At 70.9% G+C, this 14,066-nt stretch carries 12 protein-coding genes and 1 tRNA gene; 6 read left to right on the forward strand and 7 right to left on the reverse strand.

Features of this window, described 5'->3' with window-relative positions; genetic code table 11:
- Nucleotides 1–17 precede the first annotated feature (17 nt).
- Nucleotides 18–1,406 (reverse strand): cystathionine beta-synthase, encoded by a 1,389-nt coding sequence (locus AB0M97_RS08455; protein ID WP_365959971.1) that lies wholly within the window; start codon nucleotides 1,404–1,406, stop codon nucleotides 18–20.
- 162 nt (nucleotides 1,407–1,568) lie between these two features.
- On the opposite strand from AB0M97_RS08455, the gene AB0M97_RS08460 reads away from it, so the two are divergent.
- The 3 genes from AB0M97_RS08460 (at nucleotide 1,569) to AB0M97_RS08470 (ending at nucleotide 5,055) form a co-directional block, all read left to right on the forward strand.
- Nucleotides 1,569–2,591 (forward strand): SGNH/GDSL hydrolase family protein, encoded by a 1,023-nt coding sequence (locus AB0M97_RS08460; protein WP_365959972.1) that lies wholly within the window; start codon nucleotides 1,569–1,571, stop codon nucleotides 2,589–2,591.
- 155 nt (nucleotides 2,592–2,746) lie between these two features.
- Nucleotides 2,747–3,967 (forward strand): acetyl-CoA C-acetyltransferase, encoded by a 1,221-nt coding sequence (locus tag AB0M97_RS08465; RefSeq protein ID WP_365959974.1) that lies wholly within the window; start codon nucleotides 2,747–2,749, stop codon nucleotides 3,965–3,967.
- Between the two features lie 302 nt (nucleotides 3,968–4,269).
- Nucleotides 4,270–5,055 (forward strand): hypothetical protein, encoded by a 786-nt coding sequence (locus AB0M97_RS08470; protein ID WP_365959976.1) that lies wholly within the window; start codon nucleotides 4,270–4,272, stop codon nucleotides 5,053–5,055.
- Nucleotides 5,056–5,079: 24 nt separating this feature from the next.
- Here the strand turns inward: AB0M97_RS08470 and AB0M97_RS08475 are convergent, their stop codons facing one another.
- Nucleotides 5,080–5,400 (reverse strand): hypothetical protein, encoded by a 321-nt coding sequence (locus AB0M97_RS08475; RefSeq protein WP_365959977.1) that lies wholly within the window; start codon nucleotides 5,398–5,400, stop codon nucleotides 5,080–5,082.
- 102 nt (nucleotides 5,401–5,502) lie between these two features.
- On the opposite strand from AB0M97_RS08475, the gene AB0M97_RS08480 reads away from it, so the two are divergent.
- A complete protein-coding gene (locus AB0M97_RS08480) occupies nucleotides 5,503–5,733 on the forward strand; it encodes a DUF4287 domain-containing protein (RefSeq protein ID WP_028803887.1) in 231 nt (76 codons plus the stop codon).
- Nucleotides 5,734–5,827: 94 nt separating this feature from the next.
- Here AB0M97_RS08480 and AB0M97_RS08485 read toward each other — a convergent pair whose 3' ends face one another.
- The 3 genes from AB0M97_RS08485 to AB0M97_RS08495 all read right to left on the reverse strand — a co-directional run bounded on the left by AB0M97_RS08485 (nucleotide 5,828) and on the right by AB0M97_RS08495 (nucleotide 7,281).
- The gene (locus AB0M97_RS08485) at nucleotides 5,828–6,718 is read right to left on the reverse strand and encodes a Bax inhibitor-1/YccA family protein (RefSeq protein WP_365959978.1); all 891 of its coding nucleotides are present in this window, start codon (nucleotides 6,716–6,718) and stop codon (nucleotides 5,828–5,830) included.
- A 182-nt stretch (nucleotides 6,719–6,900) separates the two neighbouring features.
- Complete coding sequence (locus AB0M97_RS08490) at nucleotides 6,901–7,023, reverse strand: hypothetical protein (protein WP_365959979.1); 123 nt, start codon at nucleotides 7,021–7,023, stop codon at nucleotides 6,901–6,903.
- A 174-nt stretch (nucleotides 7,024–7,197) separates the two neighbouring features.
- Nucleotides 7,198–7,281, reverse strand: a tRNA-Leu gene (locus tag AB0M97_RS08495).
- 415 nt (nucleotides 7,282–7,696) lie between these two features.
- Here AB0M97_RS08495 and AB0M97_RS08500 point away from each other — a divergent pair.
- Both AB0M97_RS08500 and AB0M97_RS08505 read left to right on the forward strand, forming a co-directional pair.
- Nucleotides 7,697–8,500, forward strand: a complete 804-nt coding sequence (locus tag AB0M97_RS08500) for an ABC transporter ATP-binding protein (protein ID WP_365959980.1) — start codon at nucleotides 7,697–7,699, stop codon at nucleotides 8,498–8,500.
- 46 nt (nucleotides 8,501–8,546) lie between these two features.
- Entirely contained in the window at nucleotides 8,547–11,075 is a 2,529-nt protein-coding gene (locus AB0M97_RS08505) for an ABC transporter permease (RefSeq protein ID WP_365959981.1), read from the forward strand.
- Nucleotides 11,076–11,132: 57 nt separating this feature from the next.
- Here AB0M97_RS08505 and AB0M97_RS08510 read toward each other — a convergent pair whose 3' ends face one another.
- Nucleotides 11,133–12,434 (reverse strand): cyclopropane-fatty-acyl-phospholipid synthase family protein, encoded by a 1,302-nt coding sequence (locus tag AB0M97_RS08510; RefSeq protein WP_365959982.1) that lies wholly within the window; start codon nucleotides 12,432–12,434, stop codon nucleotides 11,133–11,135.
- Between the two features lie 215 nt (nucleotides 12,435–12,649).
- A complete protein-coding gene (locus tag AB0M97_RS08515) occupies nucleotides 12,650–14,038 on the reverse strand; it encodes an NAD(P)/FAD-dependent oxidoreductase (RefSeq protein WP_365959983.1) in 1,389 nt (462 codons plus the stop codon).
- Nucleotides 14,039–14,066: the final 28 nt, after the last annotated feature.

A 14,066-nucleotide genomic window follows, 5' to 3' on the forward strand; every position in this document is an offset into this window, starting at 1 on the left:
CAGCTCTTCCCCCTGCGTCACTTCCCGTTCTTGGCGAGGAAGGACAGCAGGTCCTGCCGGCTGACGACCCCGGTCGGCTTGCCCTCGACGAGGACGATCGCCGCGTCGGCCGAGCCCAGCACCGTCATCAGGTCCGCGACGGGCTCACCGGAGCCGACCTGCGGCAGCGGTGCCGACATGTGCTTCTCCAGCGGGTCGTCCAGCGAGGCCCGCTTGCTGAACAGGGCGTCCAGCAGCTCCCGCTCCACGACCGAGCCGACGACCTCGGCGGCCATGACGTCCGGGTGACCGGCGCCGGGCTTGACGACTGGCATCTGCGAGACGCCGTACTCGCGCAGCACGTCGATGGCCTGGCCGACGGTCTCCTCGGGGTGCATGTGCACGAGGGACGGGATGGCGCCGTGCGCCTTGTCCTCCAGCACGTCGCCGACGCGCGCGCTGGGGCCCGCGTCCTCAAGGAAGCCGTAGTCGGCCATCCACTCGTCGTTGAAGATCTTGCTGAGGTAGCCGCGGCCGCTGTCCGGCAGCAGGACGACCACCACGTCGTCCTCGCCGAGCGGCTCGGCGACGCGCAGCGCGGCGACGACGGCCATGCCGCAGGAGCCGCCCACCAGCAGGCCCTCCTCCTTGGCCAGGCGGCGGGTCATCTGGAAGGAGTCCTTGTCGGACACGGCGACGATCTCGTCGGCGACGGTCCGGTCGTACGCCGTCGGCCAGAAGTCCTCGCCGACGCCCTCGACCAGGTACGGCCGTCCGGAGCCGCCCGAGTAGACGGAGCCCTCGGGGTCGGCGCCGATGACCCTCACCTTGCCGTCACTGGCGTCCTTCAGGTACCGGCCGGTGCCCGAGATGGTGCCGCCGGTGCCGACGCCCGTCACGAAGTGGGTGATCTTCCCCTCCGTCTGCTCCCACAGCTCCGGGCCCGTGGAGTGGTAGTGGGAGAGCGGGTTGTGGGGGTTGGAGTACTGGTCGGGCTTCCAGGCGCCCGGCGTCTCGCGGACCAGCCGGTCGGAGACGTTGTAGTACGAGTCGGGGTGCTCGGGGTCGACCGCGGTGGGGCACACGACCACCTCGGCGCCGTACGCGCGCAGCACGTTGATCTTGTCGGTGGACACCTTGTCGGGGCACACGAAGATGCACTTGTAGCCCTTCTGCTGGGCCACGATCGCCAGGCCCACCCCGGTGTTGCCGCTGGTCGGCTCGACGATGGTGCCGCCCGGCTTCAGCTCGCCGCTCTGCTCGGCGGCCTCGATCATGCGCAGGGCGATGCGGTCCTTCACCGAACCGCCGGGGTTGAAGTACTCCACCTTGGCCAGGACGGTCGCCCTGATGCCCTTGGTCACGCTGTTGAGCCTCACCAGCGGGGTGTTGCCGACGAGGCTGATCATCGAGTCGTGGAATTGCACCGTTGTCTCCGGATGCTGCAAATGGCAAATGGTGTGGTCGTGATGAGCGCCAGCCTAGGGCCTCGGACAGCCCTGAAGGGCTGTTCACCGCTTGTTGAGATTGGGCGACGGTCCGTACGGGGCAAGCAGGGGGTAGGGGCTTCGAGGAGGTGGCGGCGACGCATGACGAGCATGTCGAGGGCGAGGGTGGCCCGGCGTATCGCGGCCGGCGCGGCGTACGGCGGTGGCGGGATCGGCCTGGCGGGCGCGGCCACGGTCGGTTTGCTGGTGGCCGAGATGCAGCTGGCCCGGCGCCGGGTCGGCAACGGCACGCCGGCCCGGGTGCCGAACACGGAAGGGCTGTACGGCGGCTCGCTGCCCGCCTCCGGTGAGCCGCCGCTGCGGCTGACGATGCTGGGCGACTCCACGGCCGCCGGGCAGGGTGTGCACCGGGCGGGGCAGACGCCGGGCGCGCTGCTGGCGTCGGGCCTGTCGGCGGTCGCGGAGCGGCCCGTGGTGCTGCGCTCGGTCGCGGTTCCCGGGGCCCGGTCCGACGACCTGGAGCGGCAGGTGTCGCTGGTGCTGGCGGACGCGGGCGGGCTGCCGGACGTCTGCGTGATCATGATCGGTGCGAACGACGTGACGCACCGGATGCCGCCCACCCGCTCGGTGCGCTGCCTGTCGGCGGCGGTCCGGCGGCTGCGCACGGCCGGCGCGGAGGTGGTGGTCGGCACCTGCCCCGACCTGGGCACGATCGAGCCGGTGCGGCAGCCGCTGCGCTGGCTGGCCCGCCGGGCCTCGCGGCAGCTGGCCGCCGCGCAGACGATCGGCACCGTCCAGCAGGGCGGGCGCACGGTGTCGCTGGGCGATCTGCTGGGCCCGGAGTTCGCCGCGAACCCGCGCGAGCTGTTCGGCCCGGACAACTACCACCCGTCGGCCGAGGGGTACGCGACGGCCGCGATGGCGATCCTGCCGACGGTGTGCGCGGCGCTGGGTCTGTGGCCGGAGGAGGAGCGTCCGGACCTCTCCCGGCGGGAGGGCTTCCTGCCGGTGGCGCGGGCGGCGGCCGAGGCCGCCTCGGAGGCCGGTACGGAGGTCGCGGCGGCGATGCCGAGCGGCCCCCGGGGCCCGTGGGCGCTGCTCAAGCGGCGCCGTCGGCGCCGGGTGCCGGAGGCGGAACCGGCCCCCACGGGACAGGCGTCGTGACACAGCGGGACGGACGGATCACGCAACCGGCAAAAGCAAGCGCTTAGAAAACTGCGGCGCGGGTCACACCGCCGGACCCGTGACCCGGGCCATACGTCCGGGTAACTTCCCCTACAGCCCACGCCCGCCCCGCCATGTACGCCACTGGAGCCGTGATGCCCGAAGCCGTGATCGTCTCAGCCACCCGCTCCCCCATCGGCCGCGCCTTCAAGGGCTCCCTCAAGGACCTGCGCCCCGACGACCTCACCGCCACGATCATCCAGGCCGCCCTCGCCAAGGTCCCCGAGCTGGACCCGAAGGACATCGACGACCTGATGCTGGGCTGCGGCCTGCCCGGCGGCGAGCAGGGCAACAACCTCGGCCGCATCGTCGCCGTGCAGATGGGCATGGACCACCTGCCGGGCTGCACCGTCACGCGGTACTGCTCCTCGTCCCTGCAGACCTCCCGCATGGCCCTGCACGCCATCAAGGCCGGCGAGGGCGACGTCTTCATCTCGGCCGGCGTCGAGACGGTCTCCCGGTTCGCCAAGGGCAACTCGGACAGCCTCCCGGACACGCACAACCCGCTGTTCGCCGAGGCCGAGGCCCGCACGGCGGAGGTCGCCCAGCAGGAGGGCACCACCTGGCACGACCCGCGCGAGGACGGCCTGCTGCCCGACCCGTACATCGCGATGGGCCAGACCGCCGAGAACCTCGCCCGCTGGAAGGGCGTCAGCCGTCAGGAGATGGACGAGTTCGGCGTCCGCTCGCAGAACCTCGCCGAGGAAGCCATCAAGAACGGCTTCTGGGAGCGGGAGATCACCCCGGTCACGCTGCCCGACGGCACCGTGGTCTCCAAGGACGACGGGCCGCGCCCCGGCGTCACCCTGGAGGGCGTCCAGGGCCTCAAGCCGGTCTTCCGCCCCGACGGCCTGGTCACCGCCGGCAACTGCTGCCCGCTCAACGACGGCGCCGCCGCGCTCGTCATCATGAGCGACACCAAGGCCCGCGAGCTCGGCCTCACCCCGCTCGCCCGGATCGTGTCCACCGGTGTGTCCGGCCTGTCCCCGGAGATCATGGGCCTCGGCCCGGTCGAGGCCTCCCAGCAGGCGCTGCGCCGGGCCGGGCTGACCATCGACGACATCGACCTGGTCGAGATCAACGAGGCGTTCGCCGCCCAGGTGATCCCCTCCTACCGCGACCTCGGCATCCCGCTGGAGAAGCTGAACGTCAACGGCGGCGCCATCGCCGTCGGCCACCCCTTCGGCATGACGGGCGCCCGGATCACCGGCACGCTGATCAACTCCCTGCAGTGGCACGACAAGCAGTTCGGCCTGGAGACGATGTGCGTCGGCGGCGGTCAGGGCATGGCGATGGTCGTCGAGCGCCTCAGCTGAACCGGGCTGCCGCACCCCGGCAGCCGATTCCGTCACAGTGACGGGAGTTGAGCGCAGCGTCACCGATTCGGCCCGGATCCCCCGAACACCGGGGGTTCCGGGCCGTTTTGTGATCCAATCTCCCTCAGGATGTGACCTATCTCCCTCTACCGGGCGATTCCCGCAGGTCAGGGCCGCTGCCATGGTAAGCGCGGGACCAATGTCCTGTCCTATTCGTGACGTTACGCACTGACAGGGGGTTAGTCCTCCCTTCAAGCTGATGTAGGAAGTCGGGGGTCGACTTTGGAACCGGGAGTACGTCAGTGAGCGCCATGCCGATCGCCCTGCTGATCACCACGGCCGCCACGGGCGCCGTGGGCGTCGCCGTCCTGCGCACGCTCGTGGTGCTGCGCCGCCAGGTCGCGGCGCTGCACACCGAGCTGGCCGAGGGCCGCGCCACGCGGGCGGCCGTCCCGGCCGCCCGCAGCGCCGCGGAGGCCGACGAGATACGCGCGGCCGTGGCCGAGGCGCTCGCCGAGGAGCGGGAGCGCGAGCTGGCCGAGGCGCGTGCCTTCTGGGCCGCGCAGGAGGCCCGCGACGGCGCCGACGCGCCGACGCTGCTGGGCCTGCCCGACAGCGAGCTGTTCCTGCCCCGGCAAGCCGATTTCGCGGGCATGGAGCCCCTGGAGCCGGTGACCGAGCCGGGCGGGGACACCGACGAGTCCGCCGGGGAGTCCCCGGAGCTGGCCGCGGCCCGCCGCTGGCACCCCTCGCACCCGGACTTCGTGCCGTCCCCCTCACCGGTGGTGAACGATCACGAGCGCACGGTCGCCACCCTGGAGGAACTGGCCGCCTCCCGCATCGGCCTGACCGACGTCCGCCCGGGCCCGCTGGGCACCCTCGACGTCTATGTCTTCGCCGACGGCACGACCCTGTGCATGACGCCGGGCCACCGGGAGACCGCGGACCGGCTGGCCGCCGCCCTCCGCGCGGGCGACACCCCGTACCTGCTCGGCGGCTCCGGCATCTCGGGCGCCTACACGCTGACCTTCGCCTGCGGCAAGGAGAACGTCTACATCCTGGCCGACCGGGTCATCGCGTCGCTGTAGCTCCCACTCCCGCGTCGCCGCGGCTCACACCCCCGCCCGCCGCTGGGCCTCGCCCACCAGCCGCACCGCTTCCTCGACCTCCCCGGCGTCGCCGTCGCCCGCCAGCACCACGGCCAGGTCGTGCCCCGCGACGGTGATCTGGTCCGCCGCGGCGAACATCCCCGCGTCCGGCATCTGTCTCGGCTCCGCGCCGGGGAACTCCCGCAGCTGCGCCCGCCGGGCCAGCTCCCGGGCCAGCGCCAGCGCCTCGGCGGCGGCCCCCCGCTGCAGACGGCTCTGCGGCGCGGCCCGCAGGCGGTCGGCGAAGTGATCCACGGCACGGGTCAGGGGCGTCGTATCAACCACGGCGCGAGCGTACGCGCCCCTGCGGCACTGTTGCCAACGGGCGAACCCTCAGGCACGGTGACCTGAAGGACCGGCTTACATCCCATGCGTCCGGAGGCGCCGATGTCCCAAGTCTTCTCCGAGGAGACCCATCGCAACCTGCTCGCCCGTATTCCGCACTGCACCGGTCGTGAGATCTCCGACTGGCTCCGCACCGTCGAAGAAGGCCCCGCTCTCTTCCGCTTCGAAGAGAAGGTCAGCTGGCTCCGCGCCGAACACAACCTCGCGTACGGCCACGCGAAAGCGATCATCCACGAGTACGACCTGAGGAGGGCCGCGCGCAAACTGCTCTAGGCGCGTACTGGTCTTGATGACGAGACGACGAAGGGCCCCGGAGATCCGGGGCCCTTTCGCACACCCGCGGCGTGGTGCCGCGAGGGGTGAGCTGCTAGTCGTTGCTGCTGAGGATCGAGATGAGCCTCAGGAACTCGAGGTAGATCCACACCAGCGTCAGCGTGAGACCGAAGGCCGCGAGCCATGCCTCCTCGCGCGGGGCGCCGTACGCCAGACCGTCCTCGACCTGCTTGAAGTCCAGGGCGAGGAAGCAGGCGCCGAGCAGGATGCCGATGACGCCGAAGACGACACCGAGCGCACCGCTGCGGAAGCCGAGGCCGTCACCGCCGCCGAACACCGCGAACAGCAGGTTCACTGCCATCAGCAGGACGAATCCGAGTGCCGCGGCCATCACGAAGCCGTAGAAGCGGCGGTTGACGCGGATCCAGCCCGCCTTGTAGGCGATCAGCACGCCGGCGAAGACCGCCATCGTGCCGAGCACCGCCTGCATGGCCGCACCGCTCGCGATGCGGTTGTCGACGATGCTGGAGACGACGCCGAGGAAGACACCCTCGAACGCGGCGTACGTCAGGATCAGCGCCGGGGACGGCTTGCGCTTGAAGGACTGCACGAGCGCCAGGACCATGCCGATCAGCGCGGCACCGATACCGATGCCGTAACTGCGGCTGATGTTGGCGTCGTCCACCGGCAGCAGCGCCCAGGAGAGCGCGGCCGTGACGACGAGCACGCCGAGCGTGGACGCCGTGCGGATGACGACGTCGTCCATCGTCATCCGGTCGGTGGTGACCGGGGCCTGCGGCGCGCCGTACTGAAGGTCCTGCTGCGCGTACGGGTTCTGCGCGTACGGGTTGGCGGTCTGCTGGGCGTACGGGTTGCCCTGCGTGGCGACGGCGGGTCCCCCGGCCTGCGGCGCGGTGTTGAAGCCCGCGTAGCCGTTGTCGCGGCTGAACCCCCGTCGCGAGAAGACCGGGTTTCTGCTCCTCATTTCACTCCTCCATGGCCAGTCTGCGTGGCCTTGGCTCAAGAGTAATAGGTAGGCAAAGGATTGACCCTAGTGCTTGGGGAGGATCTTTCCCTCTTCGTGCTGCGCAACACGCTACGCGGGTCCGTGATTCCCGACACCCGAGGGGCCCGTTTCATGACCGACCTGCGACATTGCGGCGATCATCACGCGACGGGGAGGCCCGCGCAGGCCTCGGCCACGTCGGTCTCGGCGGCGCGGGACGAGGTGAGGTGGTCCAGACGGGCGACCTGGAGGCGGTCCTCGAGGGGCGGGCACCCATGCATCACGGCCGCCGGTCGGCAAGGTCGCTCCGCTCCTCACCGGCGCCCAGACGGCGGTGCGCATCGGTCAGGCGTTCGTTTGCGAAAGCAAACGAGAGCTGTCAGCGGTCGCGCCGTGAAGTCTTTGATGGAGAGGGCACCGAAACGGGGCCGCGGGTGCGGCCCGGTGTGCGTGGGAAGTGCCCGGAGCCGGACTTGAACCGGCACGCCCGCGAAGGGGCAGCGAGGTTTAAGCTCGCCGTGTCTGCATTCCACCATCCGGGCAGGCCATGGGCTCCGCAAAGAGATCCCGAGCCTATCGGGGCGCCTCCCTCCCACAACCGGCGCTCGGGATCGATGTTGTCTTATTTTATTGATGTCTGAGGGTGCATCAGACACCGGGGCAGGCCATCCGCACTTGCCAACAGCCTTGCGTGTGACGTGCGGCGGCGCATGCGGAATGACGGAATTTCACCGCCAGAACGAGGGGGCTCCACCTGTTCTTGACCGGCCCTCGACTCAGGGCCGCCGTCATCCCCAGGTATGACTCAACCGCGCGTGGTCCGACCCGAGTCGCCCTCCGGAACGGGAGCAGCGGCTGACTACACGGCGCCTCGCCGACAGGACGATGGAACAGCGTCGGGGAAACGTCCCGGCACCACTTTTCCGTGTCGTCCTCGTCCCACAGGAGCGTCTTTCCGTGACCACCACCGCATCCATCGCCGGACGGTCCACCGCCGTGGCCGCAAGCGCCACGGATCTGTCGAAGATCTACGGACAGGGCGAGACCCAGGTGGTCGCCCTGGACCGCGTCTCCGTCGACTTCCGGCAGGCCGAGTTCACCGCGATCATGGGCCCCTCCGGTTCCGGCAAGTCCACGCTGATGCACTGCGTGGCCGGACTCGACACCTTCTCCTCCGGTTCGGCGCGCATCGGCGACACCGAACTCGGCTCGCTGAAGGACAAGCAGCTCACCAAGTTGCGCCGTGACAAGATCGGCTTCATCTTCCAGGCGTTCAACCTGCTGCCCACCCTGACCGCCCTGGAGAACATCACGCTCCCCATGGACATCGCGGGCCGCAAGCCGGACAAGCAGTGGCTGGACGACGTGATCCGGATGGTCGGCCTCGCGGACCGGCTGGGCCACCGACCCTCCCAGCTGTCCGGCGGCCAGCAGCAGCGCGTCGCCGTCGCGCGGGCCCTCGCAGCCCGGCCCGAGATCATCTTCGGTGACGAGCCGACCGGAAACCTCGACTCGCGCTCCGGAGCCGAGGTGCTCGGCTTCCTGCGCAACTCGGTGCGCGAGCTCGGGCAGACGGTCGTGATGGTGACCCACGACCCGGTCGCCGCCGCCTACGCGGACCGGGTCGTCTTCCTGGCGGACGGACGGATCGTCGACGAGATGTACGGGCCGACGGCCGACTCGGTGCTCGACCGCATGCCGCGCCCTTCCGGGGAGCGCCCGCAGGCCCCCGCGTCCGACGCCAAGGGCCGCACCCGCTGAAGCGCCACCGCCCGCCCGTCCGCCCCTCTCACTGAGAAGAACCCCCATGTTCCGTACCGCCCTGCGCAACGTACTCGCGCACAAGGCCCGGCTCCTGATGACCGTGCTCGCCGTCATGCTCGGCGTGGCGTTCGTGTCGGGGACGCTGGTCTTCACCAACACCATCTCCCAGGCGTACCAGAAGAGTTCCGCCAAGGGCTTCGACCACGTCGACGTCGCCGTGCGGCCCGAGTACCAGGACGCCGAGGGCGACCGGGTCGGCAAGGCGCCCGAGCTGACGCGTGCGGTGCTCGAGCGCAGCGCGCGGGTGCCGGGCGCCGCCTCCGCCATCGGCGTCGTCAGCGGCTTCGCCGCCCTGGCCGGCAAGGACGGCGAGCTGATCGGCAACGGCTTCCAGTCCCAGGGCGGCAACTACTGGGGCGCGAAGGACCCGCGCTACCCGCTGGTCGCCGGGCACGCCCCGAAGGGCCCCGGCGAGATCCTCATCGACGCCGAGACCGCAGACCGCGCCGGCTACCAGGTCGGCGACACCGTACGGATGTCGGTCGACGGGCCCGTCCTGACGCCGGTCGTCACCGGCATCTTCACCACCGACGACGGCAACGTCGCCGCCGGCGGCAGCCTCGCCCTGTTCGACACGGCCACCGCCCAGCGGCTGTTCGGCAAGGAGGGCACCTACGACGAGATCGCCGTGGCGGCGAAGGCGGGCGTCACGCAGGCCGCGCTCAAGGCGGAACTGGACCGGGCCCTGCCGAAGGACGTCACCAAGACCATCACGGGCGAGCGGCTCGCCGACGACCAGGCCGAGGCGATCGCCGCGTCGATGGGCGGGATGCGGCAGGGCCTGCTGGTGTTCGCGGGCATCGCCCTGTTCGTCGGCACCTTCATCATCGCCAACACCTTCACCATGCTGGTCGCCCAGCGCACCCGGGAGCTGGCGCTGCTGCGCGCCGTCGGCGCCTCCCGCAGGCAGGTCACGCGGTCGGTGCTGATCGAGGCGTTCGTGGTCGGCGTGGCCGCCGCCGTGACCGGGCTGCTCGCCGGCATCGGCATCGGCGCCGGGCTGCGGTCCCTGATGGGCTCGCTCGGCGCGACCGTGCCCGACGGGCCGCTCGTCGTCACCCCCGGCACGGTCGGCACCGCCCTCGCGGTCGGCGTCCTCGTCACGATGCTCGCGGCGTGGCTGCCCGGCCGGCGCGCGGCGAAGATCCCGCCGGTTGCCGCGATGAGCAGCGTGCACGCGAAGGCGACCACCAAGTCGCTGGTGCTGCGCAACACGCTGGGCGCGCTGTTCTCGGCGGCGGGCGTCGCCGTCGTGCTGGCGGCGACCACGATGAACGGCTCGGACGGGCAGGCCCCGATGGGCCTCGGCGCGGTGCTGCTGATCATCGGCGTGTTCATCCTGACGCCGCTGCTGTCCCGGCCGATGATCGCCGCCGCCGCGCCCGTGCTGCGCGTGTTCGGCATCTCCGGCAAGCTCGCCCGGCAGAACTCGGTGCGCAACCCGCGCCGCACGGCCGCCACCGCCTCCGCGCTGATGATCGGCCTGACCCTCATCACCGGCATGACCGTGATGGCGGGCAGCCTGCAGAAGTCCATCGACAAGATGGCCTCGGCGGCGATCCGCGCCGACTACGTGGTGTCCATGGCGAACGGCAACCCGCTCTCCCCCGACGTCGAGAAGAAGCTGAGGCAGACCGACGGCGTCACGGCCACCAGCCCGCTGCGCAACGCGCCGTCCCGCATCGACGGCGAGACCGAGTACCTGACCGGCGTCGACGGCTCCACCATCGGTGAGCTGACCGACCTGGAGATGGAGACCGGCGCCTTCGAGGTGGGCGGCAGCCGGGTCGTCGTCGACGACGACACCGCGAAGACGCACGGCTGGCGGACCGGGTCCGCGTTCACCGTCTCCTACGAGGACGGCGAGAAGCAGCGGCTGACCGTCGCCGGGGTCTACGTCGGCAACGAGATGATCCGCGGCATCATGCTCGACACGGCGACCCTCACCCCGCACCAGAGCGACCCGGCCGACATGCAGGTCATGGTGAAGACGTCCGCGGGGGCGTCCGACGCGGTGAAGGACCGGCTGGAGAAGACGCTGGGCAGCAACCCGGCGATGCGCGTCCAGGACAAGAAGGACATCTCCAACGACATCGCGCAGATGTTCACCCTGATGCTGAACATGGTCTACGGCCTGCTGGCGATGGCCGTGATCGTCGCGGTCCTCGGCGTGATCAACACCCTGGCCATGTCGGTGTTCGAGCGCTCCCAGGAGATCGGCATGCTGCGCGCCATCGGCCTGGACCGCCGGGGCATCAAGCGGATGGTCCGCCTGGAGTCCCTGGTCATCTCGCTGTTCGGCGGGGTGCTGGGCATCGGTCTGGGCGTGTTCTTCGGCTGGGCGGCCGGTGAACTGCTGGCCAGCAGGATGGCGACGTACGAACTGGTGCTGCCCTGGGGGCGGATGGCCGTGTTCCTGCTGCTGGCGGCGACCGTCGGTGTGCTGGCCGCGCTGTGGCCGGCGCGGCGGGCGGCCCGCCTGAACACGCTCCAGGCGATCAAGGCGGAGTAGCAGCCGGTGTGTGTGCGGGCCCCGTCCTTCCCGCTCGGAGGGACGGGGCCCGGTCGTTCAGTTCCAGGTGCGCGAGCGCAGCGGCAGCCCGGAGACGCCCGACTGCGGGGTCTTCACGGCCAGAACCTGGTTGACGCCGATCCGGTTGCGCTCGAAGGCCAGTGCCGACGCCGCCATGTACAGGCGCCACACGCGGGCCCGTCCGGGGCCGGCGAGCTGCATGGCGCGCCGCCAGTCGGCCTCCAGGTTGGCCACCCAGCGGCGCAGCGTCAGCGCGTAGTGCTCGCGGATCGACTCCACGTCGCGCACCTCGAACCCGGCGCGCTCCAACTGGGTGACCGTGGTGCCGAGCGGGGCCAGCTCCCCGTCCGGGAAGACGTAGGCGTCGATGAACTCGTTGACGTGGTACGCCGATTCGTCGCGCGCGGGGCGGCGGGCGATCTGGTGGTTGAGAAGCCGCCCGCCGGGCCTGAGCAGGCCGTGCAGTTCGCGCGCGTACTCCAGGTAGCGGTCGGAGCCGACGTGTTCGGCCATGCCGATGGAGGAGATCGCGTCGTAGGGGCCGTCGCGGACGTCCCGGTAGTCCTGGACGCGGATCTCGACCCGGTCGGTGAGCCCTTCGTCGGCGACGCGCTTGCGGGCGTAGGCGGCCTGCTCCTGGGAGAGCGTGATGCCGACGACGCTCACGCCGTGCTCGCGGGCGGCCTGGATGGCCATGGAGCCCCAGCCGCAGCCGACGTCCAGCAGCCGCTGACCGGGGGTCAGGGCGAGCTTGCGGCAGACCAGTTCGAGCTTGTCGCGCTGGGCGTCCTCCAGGGTGCCGCCCTCGGACTCGGGAGCCTGCCAGTAGGCGCAGGAGTACACCATGGACGGGCCGAGGACGATCTCGTAGAAGTCGTTGCCGACGTCGTAGTGGTGGCTGATCGCGCGTCTGTCGGTGCGCCTGGTGTGCAGGTGGCCGCGGTGCCCGCGGACCTCCTCGCGGGGCGGGGCGGGCGGCAGTGGCGGCCCGGCGAGCTTCACGAGCCCGCGCGCCGCCGCCCGCACCCCGGGGTCGCGCAGGGCCTCCTTCAGGCTGCGGGCGTCCTCGTCGCGCTCCCAGAGGAAGCCGGCGAGCGAGGTGAGCGCGGTGTAGAGGTCGCCGTCGACGTCCAGGTCGCCGGCCACCCAGGCGCGGGCCAGGCCCAGTTCGCCCGGCTTCCACAGCAGACGGCGCAGCGCGCGGCGGTTGCGGACGATCACGGTGGGCGCGCCCGGCGGGCCCGCCGCCGAACCGTCCCAGGCGCGGATGCGCACCGGGAGCGGGACTCCCAGCAACTGTTCGAAGAGGCTGTTCAGCCGCAGCGCGGCGTCTGCCATGACGCACACCTCCGTGAGGACGATCCCGGACGAGCCCTTCCTACGTAAACACCGGGACGCCGTTCGTACAGTCCCGCATTGGGGTTGTGTGCGGGTAAAACCACTGCGGGCGCACGCAGTCGGGTGAACCCGTGGCGGGTGGCGGGAACGCCGAAGGGGCCGCCCGCACCACGGATGGCGGGCGGCCCCTTCGGGCCAGGACGGTGACCGGAAGGTCAGGAGGCCTTGGCCTTCTCCTCGGTCTTCTCGGCCACCGGCGCGGCGACCGGCGCCGGCTTGGCGGCCTCGTAGAACTCCTCGCGCGGCGTCTCGATCGCGCCGAGGGAGACGACCTCGCGCTTGAGGAACATGGCGAGCGTCCAGTCGGCGAGGACACGGATCTTGCGGTTCCAGGTCGGCATCGCCATGCCGTGGTAGCCACGGTGCATGTACCAGGCGAGACGGCCCTTGAGCTTGATCTTCACCTTGCCGAAGATGATGACGGCCACGCCCTTGTGCAGGCCGAGGCCCGCGACGGCGCCCTTGTTGGCGTGGCTGTACTCCTTCTGCGGGAAGCCCCGCATGCCGGAGATCACGTTGTCGCCGAGCACCTTGGCCTGCCGCAGCGCGTGCTGCGCGTTCGGCGGGCACCAGGCGTTCTCGTTGCCGGCCTTGCGGCCGACCAGGTCCGGGACCTGGGCGTTGTCGCCCGCGGCCCAGATGTAGTCGGTGCCCTTGACCTGGAGCGTCGGTTCGCAGTCGACGTGACCGCGCGGGCCGAGAGGCAGGCCGAAGCGGGCCAGGGCCGGGTTCGGCTTGACGCCCGCGGTCCAGACGATCGTGTTGGAGTCGACCTCGAGGCCGTTCTTCAGCACCACGTGGCCGTCGACGCAGGACTCCATGGAGGTGGAGAGGTAGACCTCGACGCCGCGGCCCTCGAGGTGCTCCTTGCCGTACTTGCCGAGCTTGGGACCGACCTCGGGGAGGATCTTGTCGGCGGCGTCGACGAGGATGAAGCGCATGTCCTCACGGGACACGTTCTGGTAGTACTTCGCGGCGTACCGGGCCATGTCCTCGACCTCGCCGACGGTCTCCGCACCGGCGAAGCCACCGCCCACGAAGACGAAGGTGAGCGCCTTGCGGCGGATCTCCTCGTCGGTGGTGGAGGCAGCCTTGTCGAGCTGCTCGAGGACGTGGTTGCGCAGGCCGATGGCCTCCTCGACGCCCTTCATGCCGATGCCCTGCTCGGCGAGGCCGGGGATCGGGAAGGTGCGGGAGACCGCGCCCATCGCGACGACCAGGTAGTCGAAGGGCAGCTCGTACGCCTCGCCGACCAGCGGGGCGACGGTGGCGACCTTGCGGTCCTGGTCGATGGTGGTGACCCGGCCGGTGAGGATCTCCGCCTTGGGGAGCACGCGTCGCAACGGGACGACGACGTGCCGCGGGGAGATGCTGCCGGCGGCGGCTTCGGGGAGGAAGGGCTGGTAGGTCATGTACGAGCGCGGGTCGACGACCGTGACGGTCGCCTCGCCGTAGCGCATCTTCTTCAGGATGCGACGAGCTGCGTACAGGCCTACGTACCCACCGCCTACTACGAGGATCCTGGGACGCTCCGTGGTGCTCATGCCATCGAGTATCCACCCGCCCCAGGGG

It is taken from the genome of Streptomyces sp. NPDC051207 (assembly GCF_040682395.1).
Classification (GTDB): Bacteria; Actinomycetota; Actinomycetes; order Streptomycetales; family Streptomycetaceae; genus Streptomyces.